We start from the raw sequence: 13,895 nt of genomic DNA on the forward strand, positions 1-13,895 counted from the left end.
TTCTCTCCTCGATAAAGTGCGAAGTCAGCCTTTGTTGTACTCGTCACGGCGCCGCCACCAGACGCCAGTCTCGTTGCGCCCCTTCGGAGCTCGGTCGAGCCACTGGTACATGCCCCAGAGGCCGTCCAGCCCGCGCGAATAGGCGGAATAGGTGTGATAAATCACACCGTCCTCGAGCGCGAACGCACTCATGCCGGGCCTCTCGCGCGTATACGTGGCCCGGTCGGTTCCGGACATGGCCGCACCCACAGTGGCCCCGTCGGGTGTCGAGCGCGAGGGTATCTCGGCGGCAGGCGCCGGAGTCTCGCGCGCGTAATTGTAATCGATGGTCCCGTTGCGCTGCTGCTCTTCGGTGAACGAGACATTGAAGTCAGCGTTGAAGTCGCTGCCGAACGAGGACGCCCAAGGAAACGTCCAACCCATCCGCTGCTTGTACGCCTGCAGCTTCGCTAGCGGAGCCCGCGAGACCGCGGCGAGCGTGACATCGTGATTGGCGAGGTGGACGACGGAGCGATCAAAGCCGTCGGCGATCGCCGAGCAGGACGGACACCCCGCCGTGTAGTCGGGCCCGAACATGAAGTGGTAGATGAGGAGCTGCGAGCGCCCTTTGAAGAGGTCTGCCAGCGATGCACTCCCTTCGCCGGTCTCGAAGCGATACTCCTTGTCGATCCTGACCCACGGCAGGTCCTGCCGCCGCCGCGCCAGCTCGTCGCTGCGGCGCGTCAGCTCCTTCTCCTGCTTGAGCAATCCAAGCCGGGCTGCAAGCCACTCATCACGCGAAACGACTTGATTCTGCATAGCTAACCTCCTCTTTGGTGAGAATTCCTGTCCTTTCCGGTGTTGGCTCCTGCACCAACTTCCGATGCGATCAGGACTTCGACGCGTGCTAGTGCTGTTTCTTCGATGAGACCTGTTCCGCAACGATGGTGTCGAGGTTTCGGACAACCTTCTTCCAACCTTCGCTCATATTCTTGAAAGCAGTATCGTTCTTCGGGAGCACGAAGCCGGAGTGCACAAGGCGAACGCGCGTTCCGCTCTCGACTTTGGAGAGGATCCACGTGACGACGGTGTCCAGCCGCGAGCCGTATCCGACGTTTCCCTCGTGTCCGCCTTTCCAGGCGTAGACGAAGCGTTCGTTCGGAACCACGTCCAATACCTGGCAGCGGATGATACCGTCCCACTCGCCGGCTGGGGTCGTCTGGAACGTGAACTGCTTGCCCTCCACCGGCTCGAAGCCTGTCGGCGCCATCATCCAGCGGGTGATCAGTTCGCCGGTTGTCAGCGTTTTCCAGATCGTCTCGGGTGCATGTGGGAAGACCTCGTCGACCACGATGTCTTGCGTGTCGGACTTCAATGCAGCGTCGTTCATGGATCGATCTCCTTCAGGAGGGTTCTGAGGTTGGCGAACCGCTCGCGCCAGAAGACGCCGTAGTGGCTCATCCAATCGGCTAGCGGCTCCAGGCCCTCGGGCTGGGCGCGATAATAGACGTTGCGGCCCTCGGGGCGCTCGGCGACCAAGCCGGCCTGCTTCAATGACTTGAGATGTTGGGAGATAGCGCCCTGCGTTACACCACTCCCTCGCGTCAGCTCGACCACGGTAATCTCGTCGGACCTGACGACCCGCTCGAATATGGCTCGTCTGGTGGGATCAGCAAGCGTGCGCAGGACAACGTTGATGGTGATAGCTTCAGTCATTTCTATACATTAGTGAATACTCATTAATTAGTCAAGCCTAATGTGTTGCCGCAACGTCAGTGCCTTGATCGCTGATCGATGCGCTACTCCATAGCGATCGGCGGGGGTCGCATCAAAAAATCTCGACAGGCATTTGACTCCTTCTCTCTTCCATGCTGAATTGGCACAATGGTCCAACCAATTTAGGCGAAGCGTTTCGTGATCAGTCCGATCCTTTCTCCGGTTCACACAGCATCGCGCGACGACGCGGTGTTGCATGCACTGGTCGATTTCGTGACGGGCGAGGGACTGACACCTGGAGACCGGCTGCCGACTGAACGCGTGCTTGCCGAACACCTGAAAGTCAGCCGGACCACAGTGCGCGAGGCGCTGACGCGCTGGCAGGAGCTCGGCCTTGTCGAGCGGCGCCAGGGCAGCGGTACCTATTTGAGGGCCGCCGTCACGCGCAACATGCTGCATATGCCGCTGACGCTGCCATCAGGCAATGATTTCAATAGCCTTATGCACACACTGGAAATTCGCCGCGGCCTCGAGGCCGAAGCTGCGGTTCTTTGTGCCGAGCGCGCCAACGACGCCGATATTGCGTTCATCGAGCAGAAACTGATCATTATGGAAGAGGCATTCCACGTACGCCATGGCATGTCAGCGGACGAGGATTGGGACTTCCACCTTGCTGTGTTCCGCACTTCGGGCAATCCGCTGTTCGAACAGATTATCGCTGCGATGTACGAGATGTTTCATCGGTTCTGGGAACATCCGCTCGGGGTGCGGGATTTCGGCCACGCCAGTTTCCCCTATCACCGCACCCTTTTCAACGCGATTGCGGCACGCGACCCGGTTGCGGCGCGCGCTGAGGCATTGAAGCTGATTGCGACCGTCGAGGATGACCTCAAGCGCGGCGCCGCAAACCTCAAAAAGCAGAACAAGAGCAGAGCCAAGAGCTGAAAATGAGCGACAATCCCTACTTTCACGACCAGGACCTGATGGCGCAAGCCGCAACATTGCTCGCGCATGACGAGCCTTTCCCCGGCGGTTCCGTCGTTCCCCCGATCTACCAAACATCGCTTTTCACCTTCGATAATTACGCGGCTATGGCGGATGCCTTCGCCGGCCGGAAGCGCCAGCCGATGTATTCACGCGGCGACAATCCGACGGTCATGGAATTCGAAAGCAAGATTGCCGCGCTTGAAGGGGCGGAAGCCGCGCGGGCTTTTTCCAGCGGCATGGGCGCGATCAGCGCCATGGTGCTGGCCTTTGTCGGAGCGGGCGATCGCATCGTTGCCGTGCGCAATTGCTATGGCGATGCCTACCGCCTGTTCGAACGGCTTTTGCCGCATCTCGGCATCAAGGTCGATTATGTCGACGGCTCCGATCCCGATGCGGTGGCGGCGGCCTTGCCGGGTGCAAAAATGCTGTACCTCGAAAGCCCGAGTTCGATGATGTTCGAGCTGCAGGACATCTCCCATTATGCGAAACTCGCCAAGCAGCATGGCATAGTGACCACAATCGACAATTCCTGGGCTACGCCGCTTTTCCAGAAGCCGATCACACACGGCATCGATCTTGTCATGCATTCCGCCTCGAAATATCTCGGCGGTCACAGTGACACCGTTGCCGGCGTTGTTGCCGGATCGCGTGAAATGATCGAGCGGATCAATGGCCGCACCTACTCCTATCTCGGCGCAAAGCTTTCACCTTTCGAGGCATGGCTGCTGCTGCGTGGATTGCGCACGCTGACGCTGCGGCTGCCGCATCACATGAAGAGCGGGCTGACCATAGCCGAACGCCTGAAGGCACATGGCGATGTCGAGCGCGTGATGCATCCGGTCTATTCCAATCATCCGGGCAAGGCGACGCTCAGCGGCTATTCCGGCCTGTTTTCCTTCGAGGTAACCGAGGACATCGACGTGCCAACCTTCGTCGACGCACTCAAGATTTTTCGCATCGGCGTCAGCTGGGGTGGTCATGAAAGCCTCGTCGTACCGGCACTTGCTTCATTGCAGCAAACGCCGGATGCCAATTCGATCGGGCGCTTTGGTGTCAGCCCCCGGACGATCCGCCTTCATGTGGGACTCGAAAGTGTAGAGGAGCTTTGGGCGGACCTCATGAATGCACTGACAAAAGCTAAACGCTGAACTTCAAAAAAATGGGAGCCTTATAATGCAAAAACGAATGGGAACATTTCTGGCGGGTGCGATCGCAGCCCTGTCGATGACCGTATCGGCGGCTTTCGCCGACACGACAATCAAGATGGTGGAGGTGATCACCAGTCCGCCGCGCACCGAGCTTTTGAAGAAGCAGATTGCGAGCTTCGAACAGGCCAATCCGGGCACGAAGGTAGAGCTCGTCTCGCTGCCTTGGGGACAGGCTTTCGAGAAATTCCTGACCATGGTTCAGGCTGGCGACACACCCGACATTGTCGAGATGCCAGAGCGCTGGATGGGTCTTTACGCGACCAATGGCCAGCTCGAAGATCTCGGGCCGTATATGGCCAAGTGGAAGGATGCCGGAACGCTGGGCGACCGTGCCAAACAGTTCGGCTCCGTCGTTGACAACAAACAGTACATGATCCCCTACGGCTACTACGTCCGGGCCATGTTCTGGAACAAGAAGCTCTTCGCCGAAGCCGGTCTCAAGGAAGCACCGAAGACGCTCGACGAGTTCATGGAAGCCAACAAGAAGATCTCGGCGATCCAGGGCAAGTACGGCTATTGCCTGCGCGGCGGTCCCGGCGGTTTCAATGGCGTGCAGATGTTCATGAACATCGCCAACGGCAAGGGCGGTTACTTCAACGCGGACGGCACGGCGACCCTGAACGAACCGGGCGCGGTAAAGGGCCTGGAGATGCTGGCCGATATCTACAAGAACGGCTATGCGCCGAAGGACAGTGTCAGCTGGGGCTTCAATGAAGTCGTGACCGGATTCTATTCCGGCACCTGCGCCATGCTCGATCAGGATCCGGACGCACTGATCGGTATTGCCGAAAAGATGAAACCGGAAGATTTTGGCGTTGCGCCGCTGCCGACCGGGCCGAATGGAAAATCCTATCCGACGCTTGGCTATGCCGGCTGGGCGATGTTCGCCAATTCCAAGGTCAAGGACGATGCCTGGAAGTTGATGGGTACGCTGCTCTCCCCGCAAGACAACCTCGAATTCGCCAAGAATGTCGGTGTCATCCCCATCCATAATGGTGCGGACAAGGACCCATATTTTGGGGCCGACAGCTTCAAGGGCTGGTTCGAAGAAATGAACGATCCGAAGACTTTCGAGTTTGTGACACCGCCGACCTATCTCGAAAACCTCGGCAATTTCTACGATTCGGTTTCAGTCAAGAATTTCCAGGAAGTGCTGCTAGGCCGAAAGACACCGAAGGCAGTCGCCGATGAATGGGCTACGTTCCTCACCGAACAGCAGCAGGCTTGGATGGCCAAGAACAAGAAGTAATGTGACGTGAAACGATGCTCCGGTGCAATGCGCCGGAGCATTTCCATTCTGCTTTCACCAACCCGTCATCCGGGTGGTGAAAGGCATGAAGGTATTAATGAGGGGCCGAGAAACATGGTGATGCAATCGACAGCGGCTGGCCTGCCGCAGAGGAGGGGGAAGGCTGGCGGACGAAGCTTCGCCACCGTTTTTGAACCATGGCTTTATTTGAGCCCGGCTATTGTTTTGCTCATGCTGGTGCTGGTTGTACCGCTGATCTTCGGCATCAGTTATTCGTTCCGGAAGTTTTCGGCGTTCAAATCCGAGTTCGTCGGGCTCGCGCAATATCAGGCCTTACTGCACGACCCCAATCTCGGACAGGCGCTGATGAATACGTTGTGGTGGACTGTCGCCAGCCTGTTCCTGCAGTTCTTTCTTGGCCTTGGACTTGCGCTGCTTCTCGATCGGGAGTTTGCCGGCAAGAAGATCGTTCAGGCGATTGTCTTTCTGCCTTGGGCCGTGCCTTCCTTTCTGTCCGGCTTGACATGGGCATGGCTGTTCAACCCGATCGTCGGACCTTTGCCGCATTGGCTCTACGCACTCGGCATCCAATCTGCGCCGACTAACATACTTTCCGATCCGTCGACGGCCATGTGGGGCCCGATCATCGCCAATGTCTGGTTCGGCGTGCCGTTCTTCGCAATCACACTTCTGGCTGCGCTGAAATCCATTCCAGGTGAACTGCACGAGGCTGCAGCAATCGACGGCGCCAATCCCTGGCAGCGTTTCACAAAAGTGACGCTACCGTTCCTTGCACCGACCATTGCGATTACAGTGATGTTGCGAACGATCTGGATCGCCACCTTTGCCGACCTGATCTACGTGATGACCGAGGGCGGTCCTGCCGGCGCCACCAATACGGTCGCCACCTATATCTATGTCAGCGCCTTCAAGACTCTCGACAAGGGCTACGCTTCGGCGGTCGCCGTCCTCCTGCTGGGGCTGCTCATTCTTTACGCGATTGTACTGATCCGCATCCGCAAATCACTTGTGAGGGCGTCATGATAGCAGGACGCTCGCGCAACGTGCGCATTCTCGGCGGTGTCGGCCTTTACGCGGCAGTCGGCGCTTACGTGATCTTCGCGCTGTTTCCATTGTTCTGGACACTCAAGATTTCGGTAACACCGCAATCATTGCTCTATTCGGAAGGCATCACAATGTGGCCTTCAATCTCGACTTGGGAAAACTACAAGACCGTGTTGCGCGCCACGGACTTCCCCCGCTATTTCATGAACAGCGTGATCGTTTCGGTTATCACGGCCGTACTCGTCACGGTCATCGCTTCGGCAGCCGGCTACGCCATGTCGCGCTTCTCGTTTCGCGGCAAGACGACGGTCGCGGTGACGTTGCTTCTGACACAGACTTTTCCGCTGGTCATGGTTATTCCGCCGATCTACCGCATTATGGGTCAGCTCGGACTTACCAATAGTTTGACTGGCCTCATCATTATCTACATCGCTTTCAACATCGCCTTCGCCACATTCCTCATGCAGTCATTTTTCGACGGCATTCCGAAAGATCTGGAAGAGGCAGCGATGATCGACGGGTGCAGTCGTAGCCAAGCGCTGCGCAAGGTCATCATTCCATTGACCCTGCCGGGCATGGGCGCGACGCTGGGCTTCGTCTTCACTGCCGCCTGGAGCGAGTTGCTGTTCGCACTGATGCTGATCAGTAGCGACAGCCAGAAAACCTTTGCCGTCGGGCTCCTGACCTTCATCGGCAAGTTCGCGGTCGACTGGGGTCAGATGATGGCGGCTTCGGTGCTGGCGCTCATACCGGCCTGCCTGTTCTTCGCCTTCCTGCAACGCTACCTCGTCACGGGTCTCACCGCTGGCGCAGTCAAGGGATAATAGATCGATGGCTTCTGTCACAATCTCCAATGTCCAGAAAAGCTATGGCGCCATGAATGTGCTGTCGGCAGTGGATCTTTCCATTGCCGATGGCGAATTCGTGGTCCTCGTCGGCCCTTCCGGCTGCGGCAAGTCCACTCTATTGCGGATGATAGCCGGACTTGAAGAAATCTCCGCCGGCGAGATCAGGATTGGCGACCGCGTCGTCAATGACGTAGCGCCAAAGGACCGCGACATCGCCATGGTGTTCCAGTCCTATGCGCTCTACCCGCATATGGATGTGGCGTCGAACATGGGCTTCAGCCTTCTCTTGCGTAAAACGGCAAAGGAACTGGTCATGAGCCGCGTCGGCAGCGCCGCCAAACGGCTTGGTCTCGACGTGTTGCTGCAACGTCTGCCGCGCCAGCTTTCCGGCGGCCAGCGCCAGCGCGTCGCCATGGGCCGCGCCATCGTGCGTGATCCCAAGGTGTTTCTGTTCGATGAACCCTTGTCCAATCTCGATGCCAAGCTGCGTGTGCATATGCGCACCGAGATCAAGGCGCTGCACCAGCAATTGAAGACGACCTCGGTCTACGTCACCCACGATCAGGTCGAAGCCATGACCATGGCAGATCGCATTGTGGTTATGCATGATGGGGTTATTCAGCAGGTCGGGACACCGCTTGAACTCTACGATCATCCTGCAAACCTGTTCGTGGCCGGTTTTATCGGTTCACCCGGCATGAACTTCCTGCCCGCGGTCGTCAGCCGGGACGGAAAGAAAGTTGCAGCAGAACTGACCGACGGCCAGATGATACCATTGCGGCCAGAGCTCAAGATCGAGGACGGCGACCGGGTGACCATTGGTATCCGTCCCGAGAACATCGAAGTCGGCGGCGAGGGCCTGAAAGCGAAGATCGAGGTGATAGAGCCGCTCGGTCTCTCGACGCAGTTCTACACGACACTCGCTGACAAGCAGGTCTGCATCTTTGCTATGGGCCGCACGGATCGTGGCCCCGGGGACACGATTGGTCTTGGTATCAAGGCGGCAGATGTGCATCTCTTCCATGGCGTGACCGGCTTGCGGATCGCATAGGAGAATCCGGATAATTATTCGCAACCCCAGGTGGAATAAAATTCCTATATAGGGCCGAAATCTGGTATTAATTTCACCGTTCTGCTCCCGATAGCAGCTGCGAATACCTATGCAGCGTCGCGGCAAAGTGACATTTTTCGGTGATGCGTCAAAAAGCATATAACACATGGATGGAAGCAAAATGAACTGGTTGAAATCACTCCTCGTCGTCGGTGCTCTCGCAATCGTGCCTGTTCAGGCAGAGGCCGCGTCCAAACTCGAACAGATCAAGACAACCGGCGTTTTCAAGATTGGCACGGAAGGCACCTATGCGCCGTTCACCTATCATGATGCCTCGGGTAAGCTTGTCGGCTTCGACGTGGAGATCGGTGAGGCGATTGCCAAGAATCTCGGCGTCAAGGCTCAGTTCCTTGAAGGCAAGTGGGATGGCCTGATTGCCGGTCTTGATGCCGACCGCTACGACGCGGTCATCAATCAGGTCGGCATCACCGAAGCACGCAAGGCGAAATACGATTTCTCCGAGCCCTATATCGCTTCCAAGGCCGTGCTCATCGTCAAAAGTGACAATGACGAGATCAAGGGCTTTGCCGATTTGAAGGGCAAAAAATCCGCACAGTCGCTCACCAGTAATTTTGGCAAGATCGCCGAAAGCAATGGCGCGGAACTCGTCGGCACCGACGGGTTCGACCAATCGATCCAGCTCCTGATCAATGGCCGGGCAGACGCGACGATCAATGACAGCCTGTCTTTTCTCGATTTCAAGAAGCACAAGCCCGATGCGCCGGTAAAGATCGCAGCCCAGCAGGAAAATGCCGATTTCTCCGGCATCATCATCCGCAAGGGTGAGCCGGATCTGCTGGCTGCCATCAACAAGGCTCTGGAGACGATCAAAGCGGACGGCACTTACAAGAAGATCGCCGACAAATATTTCGGTCAGGACGTTTCGAAGTAACAGTCGTTTACGACCGCGACAAATTACGCTCTAAGAGGGCAGGGAACACAAATTCCCTGCCTTTGTCTTTTGAGGGAGATCGGCCTTGCCTCACTGGCTGACATTGATGTTTGAATCTCTTCCGTCGCTGTTATGGGCGGGATTGATCTTCACCATTCCATTGACGCTTTTGTCATTCGCGCTTGGCCTTACCGTCGGTCTTATAGCTGCTCTTGTTCGGCTATTCGCGCCAGGTCCGTTTGCGGCGGTCGTCAAGTTCTATGTCTGGATCATTCGCGGCACGCCGCTTCTCGTACAACTCTTCCTGATATTCTATGGCCTCCCGAGCGTTGGTATCGTGCTTGACGCGTTCACCGCGGCGCTGATCGGCTTCACGCTGAACATTGGCGCTTATACATCGGAAATCCTTCGTGCCGTCATATCGTCTGTGCCGAAAGGCCAGTGGGAAGCGGCCTATTCGATCGGCATGAATTGGCGCCAGGCGATGCAACGCACCATCTTGCCCCAGGCAGCAAGGGTGGCTGTGCCACCACTGTCAAACACCTTCATTTCCCTGGTCAAAGATACTTCGCTTGCGGCAGCTATTACTGTGCCGGAACTCTTTCAGGCGGCGCAACGTATTGTTGCCACCAGCTATGAACCGCTTATTCTCTATGTGGAGGCCGCACTGATTTATCTGGCCTTGAGTTCTGTCCTGTCATCGCTGCAAGCGCGGCTGGAGACACGCCTCAATCGCTATGGCGGCTTCCTGGAGGCGCGGTCATGATGGTCGAATTGAAGAATATCGAAAAGCGCTTTGGCGACCACACGGTACTCAAGAATGTCTCTTTGAGCGTGGCCGAAGGCGCGGTCATGGCGCTCGTAGGACCTTCCGGAGGCGGCAAGAGCACCCTTCTGCGGTGCATAAACCTGCTGGAAGTTCCGACATCGGGTTCGGTGGAAATTGCTGGTGACCGGCTGGAATTCCATCCCGGAGTCCGCGTGAGCATGAAGCAGATTCAGATGTTGCGCCGGCATACCGGCATGGTGTTCCAGAACTTCCAGCTATTTCCGCACCGTACGGTTATCGAGAACGTCACGGAAGGGCTGACCACAGTCCTCAAATGGCCAAAGGAACGGGCGAGGGAACGGGCAATGGCATTGCTCGAAAAGGTCGGACTTGCACATAAGGCCGATGTTTGGCCCTCGACGCTCTCCGGCGGGCAGCAACAGCGAGTGGCGATCGCCCGCGCGCTCGCTCCGTCACCAAAGGTCCTTCTATGTGACGAACCGACTTCCGCGCTCGATCCTGAACTCTCGGGTGAAGTGGTCGATGTGTTGGCGCAGTTGGCGCGAGAAGGTACGACCATGGTCATGGCCACCCATGACCTGCGCCTCGCCTCCAAGATCGCCAATGAGGTGATTGTGCTGGATGGCGGCGTGATCGTCGAAACCGGTTCATCGCGGGACATCTTCACGAGGCCGAAACAGGAGCGCACGAAGCGCTTCATTGCAACCTTGACGCATGAAGGCCATACGCATGGCGAGGGAATTTAGCAGCGCATGCACGCAGCTCGGATTTTTGTGTGCTTCAACACCTCGTTGCTCAACCTTCGCGGAAGGCGCGCATTGCCTGATCCATCATTGGCTTGATGAAATAGGAAGCGACACTACGATCTCCGGTTTTTATGAAAGTTTCAACAGGCATTCCGGGCACAAGTTTGATCGCTCCGAGCCGTGCGACCTCTTCGGGTGGAACGGCTACCCGCACAGTGTAGTGGCTTTGGCCGGTGCGCGTATCGGTTGTAACGTCGGCGGAAATCTGCTGCACTGTGCCGTTGACCTCCGGCGTGGTGCGCTGGCTGAAAGCTGTAAAGCGCAGGCCCGCCGGTTGCCCAATGAAAAGCTGATCGACGTCTTGCGGCTGAACCTTGGCTTCGACGACAAGCAGGTCGGCATCCGGCACAATCAGCATGAGCTGTTCGCCGGCCGGGACCACGCCTCCGACGGTATGTACTGAAAGTTCGTGCACGGTGCCGGTCTGGGGGGCGCGGATATCGATGCGTTTCAGCTGATCCTCAGCAGCGACCTTGCGCTCGACATATTCCCCGATTTTCGTATCGATGTCGCGCATGTCCTTCGCATCTTCGCTGGCGGCATCCTCGTCCACCTGAATGATCTGAAGTTCCGTCTCGGCGATCTTGCCTTCAGATTGCGCGATCGCAGCAGTATAACGGCCGATATCTCCGTCTATGGTTGTCTTCTGCCGTTCAATGGCAATCAGCCGGTCAAGCTCGGTGAGTTGCCTGTCCCAAAGACTGTGAACACTTTCCAGCTGTTTGGCGATCAACACGCTTTCACTGGTTTTGGAGTTCTTCGCGGCAGTCAGTCCAATGATTTCCTGTCTGGACTGGTCGATTTGCTTGGATAATTGCAGCTTCTTTCCGGCCTGGGATTTGCGCCGCACCTGAAAAAGCTGACGCTCGCCTGCCAGAATTTCTGCCACATCCGGGTCGCTCTGTCGATCTGTCAAGGCCTTCGGAAAACGGATGTCCTCGAGTTTGTCGCGTTCGCTTGCAAGCCGGGCCTTTTGTGCCACGAACTGGTTGAGACCGTTCATGACAATTGCCAGATTGGCTTGCGTTGTCGTTGGATCGAGTCGGATTACCACGTCACCGCCTTGAACATGGCTGCCGTCGCGGACCAGAAGTTTCCCGACGATGCCGCCAGTCAGGTGCTGTACTTTCTTGGCGCTGCTATCGACGACGAGCGAACCGCCGGCAATGACAGCTCCAGATATATCGGTGGTCACGGCCCATCCGCCGACAACGCCGCATAGCAGGAAGGCGGTGCCTATTCCGGCAACAAGATGATAATTGATCGACCGTTTATTCGTGCGTGTGCGGGGCTCTGTCATGCGGGTGTTCCTGCATTGATTGGTATGACATTGGCGGAGCGCAAGACTTTGGAAACGACTTCTTCCTTGGGTCCGAACGCCAGCTGGCGGCCGTTGTTGAGGGCCAGCACCATATCCACGCCTGCCAACGCGCTCGGACGATGCGCAATAACCACGACAATCCCGCCACGCTGCCTAACACTGAGGATCGCCTGGGTGAGAGCGTCTTCGCCGTCGGAATCGAGATTGGAGTTCGGTTCATCAAGAACCACAAGAAAGGGGTTGCCGTAAAGCGCTCTCGCCAAAGCGACACGCTGTTGCTGCCCGGCGGACAGTGCAGTCCCCTGTTCGCCGATGGCTGTTTCATAACCGTCAGTCAGCCCAACGATAAGATCATGTACCCGGGCCGCTTTCGCAGCTTCGATGATGGCTTCGGGTTCTGCTTGAGGATCGAAAGAGGCAATGTTTTCCGCGACCGTACCTTCAATCAGATCGACGTCCTGCGGCAGATAGCCGACATGACGACCGAGCACTGCGGGAGACCACTGGTCGAGTGTCGCACCATCCAGCCGGATCGTTCCGCGCAAGGGAGTCCAGGCGCCTACGAGCAGCCGCGCCAAAGGAGACTTTCCCGAAGCACTCGGCCCGATGACGCCGAGGCCCATTCCCGCTTTCAGAAGGAAGTGGACATCCTGAAGTACGATCTTTTGCCGTTCGGGCGGAGAGGCTGCTATGGATTCGAGTGCGAGCGTTTTCACAGGTGCCGGCAATTCCATTGGCGCTTCCTGCTCCGGCAAAATCTTCAAGATTTTGTCGAGACGCTGCTTGCTTTGCCGCGCGCCGACGAAGCCCTTCCAGTTGGCTATGGCGAAATCGACAGGGGCTAGTGCACGCGATGACAGGATCGAACCCGCTATGATAATACCGGCCGATGCTTGCTGGTTAATAACGAGCCAGGCACCAACTGCCAGAACGCCCGATTGCAGGAGCATTCGAAGCATTCTTGAGACGGCGCCGAGGCCCGATACGAGATCGCCGGAATCGCGCTGGTTATCCATATAGGCGCGATTTGCGGTTTGCCAACGTGCGTGAATACGCGAGGCCATGCCCATCGACACGATGACCTCCGCGTTGCGGCGGCTTGCTTCGGCAAGGCGGTTGCGTGCAGCGGAATAACGAGCGCCTTCGAGCACCGGCCTACGGGTAACGACCTCGGTCATGTAAGTCAGACCGACAAGAAGGATCGCGCCGCCGAGAGCTGTCATGCCCAGCCAGAAATGGAACACGAAACAAATCGCGATATAGAATGGAAGCCAGGGCAGGTCGAAGAGAGCGGTCGGCCCCCCGCCAATCAGGAAGCTGCGGATAGTATCGAGATCGCGCAAGGGTTGCATCGTGCTGGCCGTGTCTGGCGCCTTGAGCGGCAGTCGCACCATTACGTCGTAAAGCCGCGGCGACAGAACATCATCGAGCCGCTCTCCGACACGCATGAGCAGTCGTCGCCGGATCAGGTCAAAACAACCCTGGAAAGCGTATAGAACACTGATAATGACTGTGAGGCCTATTAAAGTTGGAACGCTGCGACTTGGCAACACCCGGTCATATACTTCAAGCATGTATGCAGAGCCGGAAAGATACAGCATATTGACGAAGCAACTGAAGATCGCGATTCCGATGAATGCGTTTCTACAGCTCCCCAATGCCGCAGCAACTTCTGAACCCAGATTTCCCCCACGCTTTAACATGATCTAATCACCGTTAATCAATAGGTAATAAGTATTAAGTATTACATAAAAATATAAATACGAAAAGTAAAAGGCAAATTATTTATTAGCGGATTAAAATAATCACTAATAAACAAATCAATAAATACGGGCGAATAATATTATTCCAGTAGAATCATCAAAAATTTGCTTATCTATAATCAATATTTAGCATTTTCTCGAACGAAATTATGGCGAGCGG

Annotated in this window: 14 protein-coding genes; 9 read left to right on the plus strand and 5 right to left on the minus strand. The window is 56.7% G+C overall.

The genetic code is table 11. The features are described 5' to 3' along the window. Positions 1-24: 24 nt before the first annotated feature. The 3 genes from ACSQ3H_RS31575 to ACSQ3H_RS31585 all read right to left on the minus strand — a co-directional run bounded on the left by ACSQ3H_RS31575 (position 25) and on the right by ACSQ3H_RS31585 (position 1,695). Entirely contained in the window at positions 25-798 is a 774-nt protein-coding gene (locus ACSQ3H_RS31575) for a DUF899 domain-containing protein (RefSeq protein ID WP_436120977.1), read from the minus strand. Between the two features lie 88 nt (positions 799-886). Continuing rightward, entirely contained in the window at positions 887-1,369 is a 483-nt protein-coding gene (locus tag ACSQ3H_RS31580) for an SRPBCC family protein (RefSeq protein ID WP_436120978.1), read from the minus strand. Beyond that, positions 1,366-1,695 carry an ArsR/SmtB family transcription factor gene (locus tag ACSQ3H_RS31585; RefSeq protein ID WP_436120979.1) on the minus strand — a complete coding sequence of 110 codons (330 nt, stop codon included), beginning with the start codon at positions 1,693-1,695 and terminating at the stop codon, positions 1,366-1,368. Before ACSQ3H_RS31585 ends, ACSQ3H_RS31580 begins: the two co-directional genes overlap by 4 nt. 198 nt (positions 1,696-1,893) lie before the next feature. Between ACSQ3H_RS31585 and ACSQ3H_RS31590 the strand changes: the two genes are divergently transcribed. The 9 genes from ACSQ3H_RS31590 to ACSQ3H_RS31630 all read left to right on the plus strand — a co-directional run bounded on the left by ACSQ3H_RS31590 (position 1,894) and on the right by ACSQ3H_RS31630 (position 10,591). After that, positions 1,894-2,640, plus strand: a complete 747-nt coding sequence (locus tag ACSQ3H_RS31590; RefSeq protein ID WP_436120980.1) for a FadR/GntR family transcriptional regulator — start codon at positions 1,894-1,896, stop codon at positions 2,638-2,640. 2 nt (positions 2,641-2,642) lie between these two features. Beyond that, the gene (locus tag ACSQ3H_RS31595; protein WP_436120981.1) at positions 2,643-3,830 is read left to right on the plus strand and encodes a PLP-dependent transferase; all 1,188 of its coding nucleotides are present in this window, start codon (positions 2,643-2,645) and stop codon (positions 3,828-3,830) included. A gap of 37 nt (positions 3,831-3,867) precedes the next feature. Next, positions 3,868-5,139, plus strand: coding sequence for an ABC transporter substrate-binding protein (locus ACSQ3H_RS31600; RefSeq protein WP_436121114.1), 1,272 nt, complete (start codon positions 3,868-3,870; stop codon positions 5,137-5,139). Positions 5,140-5,253: 114 nt separating this feature from the next. Further along, on the plus strand, positions 5,254-6,183 hold the full coding sequence (locus ACSQ3H_RS31605; RefSeq protein ID WP_436120982.1) for a carbohydrate ABC transporter permease: 930 nt from the start codon (positions 5,254-5,256) through the stop codon (positions 6,181-6,183). Then, positions 6,180-7,028 carry a carbohydrate ABC transporter permease gene (locus ACSQ3H_RS31610; protein WP_436120983.1) on the plus strand — a complete coding sequence of 283 codons (849 nt, stop codon included), beginning with the start codon at positions 6,180-6,182 and terminating at the stop codon, positions 7,026-7,028. The genes ACSQ3H_RS31605 and ACSQ3H_RS31610 overlap by 4 nt, the downstream gene beginning before the upstream one ends. A gap of 7 nt (positions 7,029-7,035) precedes the next feature. Further along, positions 7,036-8,103: an ABC transporter ATP-binding protein gene (locus tag ACSQ3H_RS31615; RefSeq protein ID WP_436120984.1), complete on the plus strand. Its 1,068-nt coding sequence runs from the start codon at positions 7,036-7,038 to the stop codon at positions 8,101-8,103. Between the two features lie 181 nt (positions 8,104-8,284). After that, entirely contained in the window at positions 8,285-9,055 is a 771-nt protein-coding gene (locus ACSQ3H_RS31620; RefSeq protein ID WP_436120985.1) for an amino acid ABC transporter substrate-binding protein, read from the plus strand. A gap of 85 nt (positions 9,056-9,140) precedes the next feature. Beyond that, positions 9,141-9,821 carry an amino acid ABC transporter permease gene (locus ACSQ3H_RS31625; RefSeq protein ID WP_436120986.1) on the plus strand — a complete coding sequence of 227 codons (681 nt, stop codon included), beginning with the start codon at positions 9,141-9,143 and terminating at the stop codon, positions 9,819-9,821. After that, positions 9,821-10,591 (plus strand): amino acid ABC transporter ATP-binding protein, encoded by a 771-nt coding sequence (locus tag ACSQ3H_RS31630; RefSeq protein WP_436121115.1) that lies wholly within the window; start codon positions 9,821-9,823, stop codon positions 10,589-10,591. The genes ACSQ3H_RS31625 and ACSQ3H_RS31630 overlap by 1 nt, the downstream gene beginning before the upstream one ends. A 49-nt stretch (positions 10,592-10,640) precedes the next feature. Here ACSQ3H_RS31630 and ACSQ3H_RS31635 read toward each other — a convergent pair whose 3' ends face one another. Continuing rightward, on the minus strand, positions 10,641-11,951 hold the full coding sequence (locus tag ACSQ3H_RS31635) for an HlyD family type I secretion periplasmic adaptor subunit (protein ID WP_436120987.1): 1,311 nt from the start codon (positions 11,949-11,951) through the stop codon (positions 10,641-10,643). Further along, the gene (locus tag ACSQ3H_RS31640; RefSeq protein ID WP_436120988.1) at positions 11,948-13,675 is read right to left on the minus strand and encodes a type I secretion system permease/ATPase; all 1,728 of its coding nucleotides are present in this window, start codon (positions 13,673-13,675) and stop codon (positions 11,948-11,950) included. The genes ACSQ3H_RS31635 and ACSQ3H_RS31640 overlap by 4 nt, the downstream gene beginning before the upstream one ends. Positions 13,676-13,895: the final 220 nt, after the last annotated feature.

Source organism: Phyllobacterium sp. LjRoot231, from assembly GCF_964253365.1.
Taxonomy (GTDB): domain Bacteria; phylum Pseudomonadota; class Alphaproteobacteria; order Rhizobiales; family Rhizobiaceae; genus Phyllobacterium.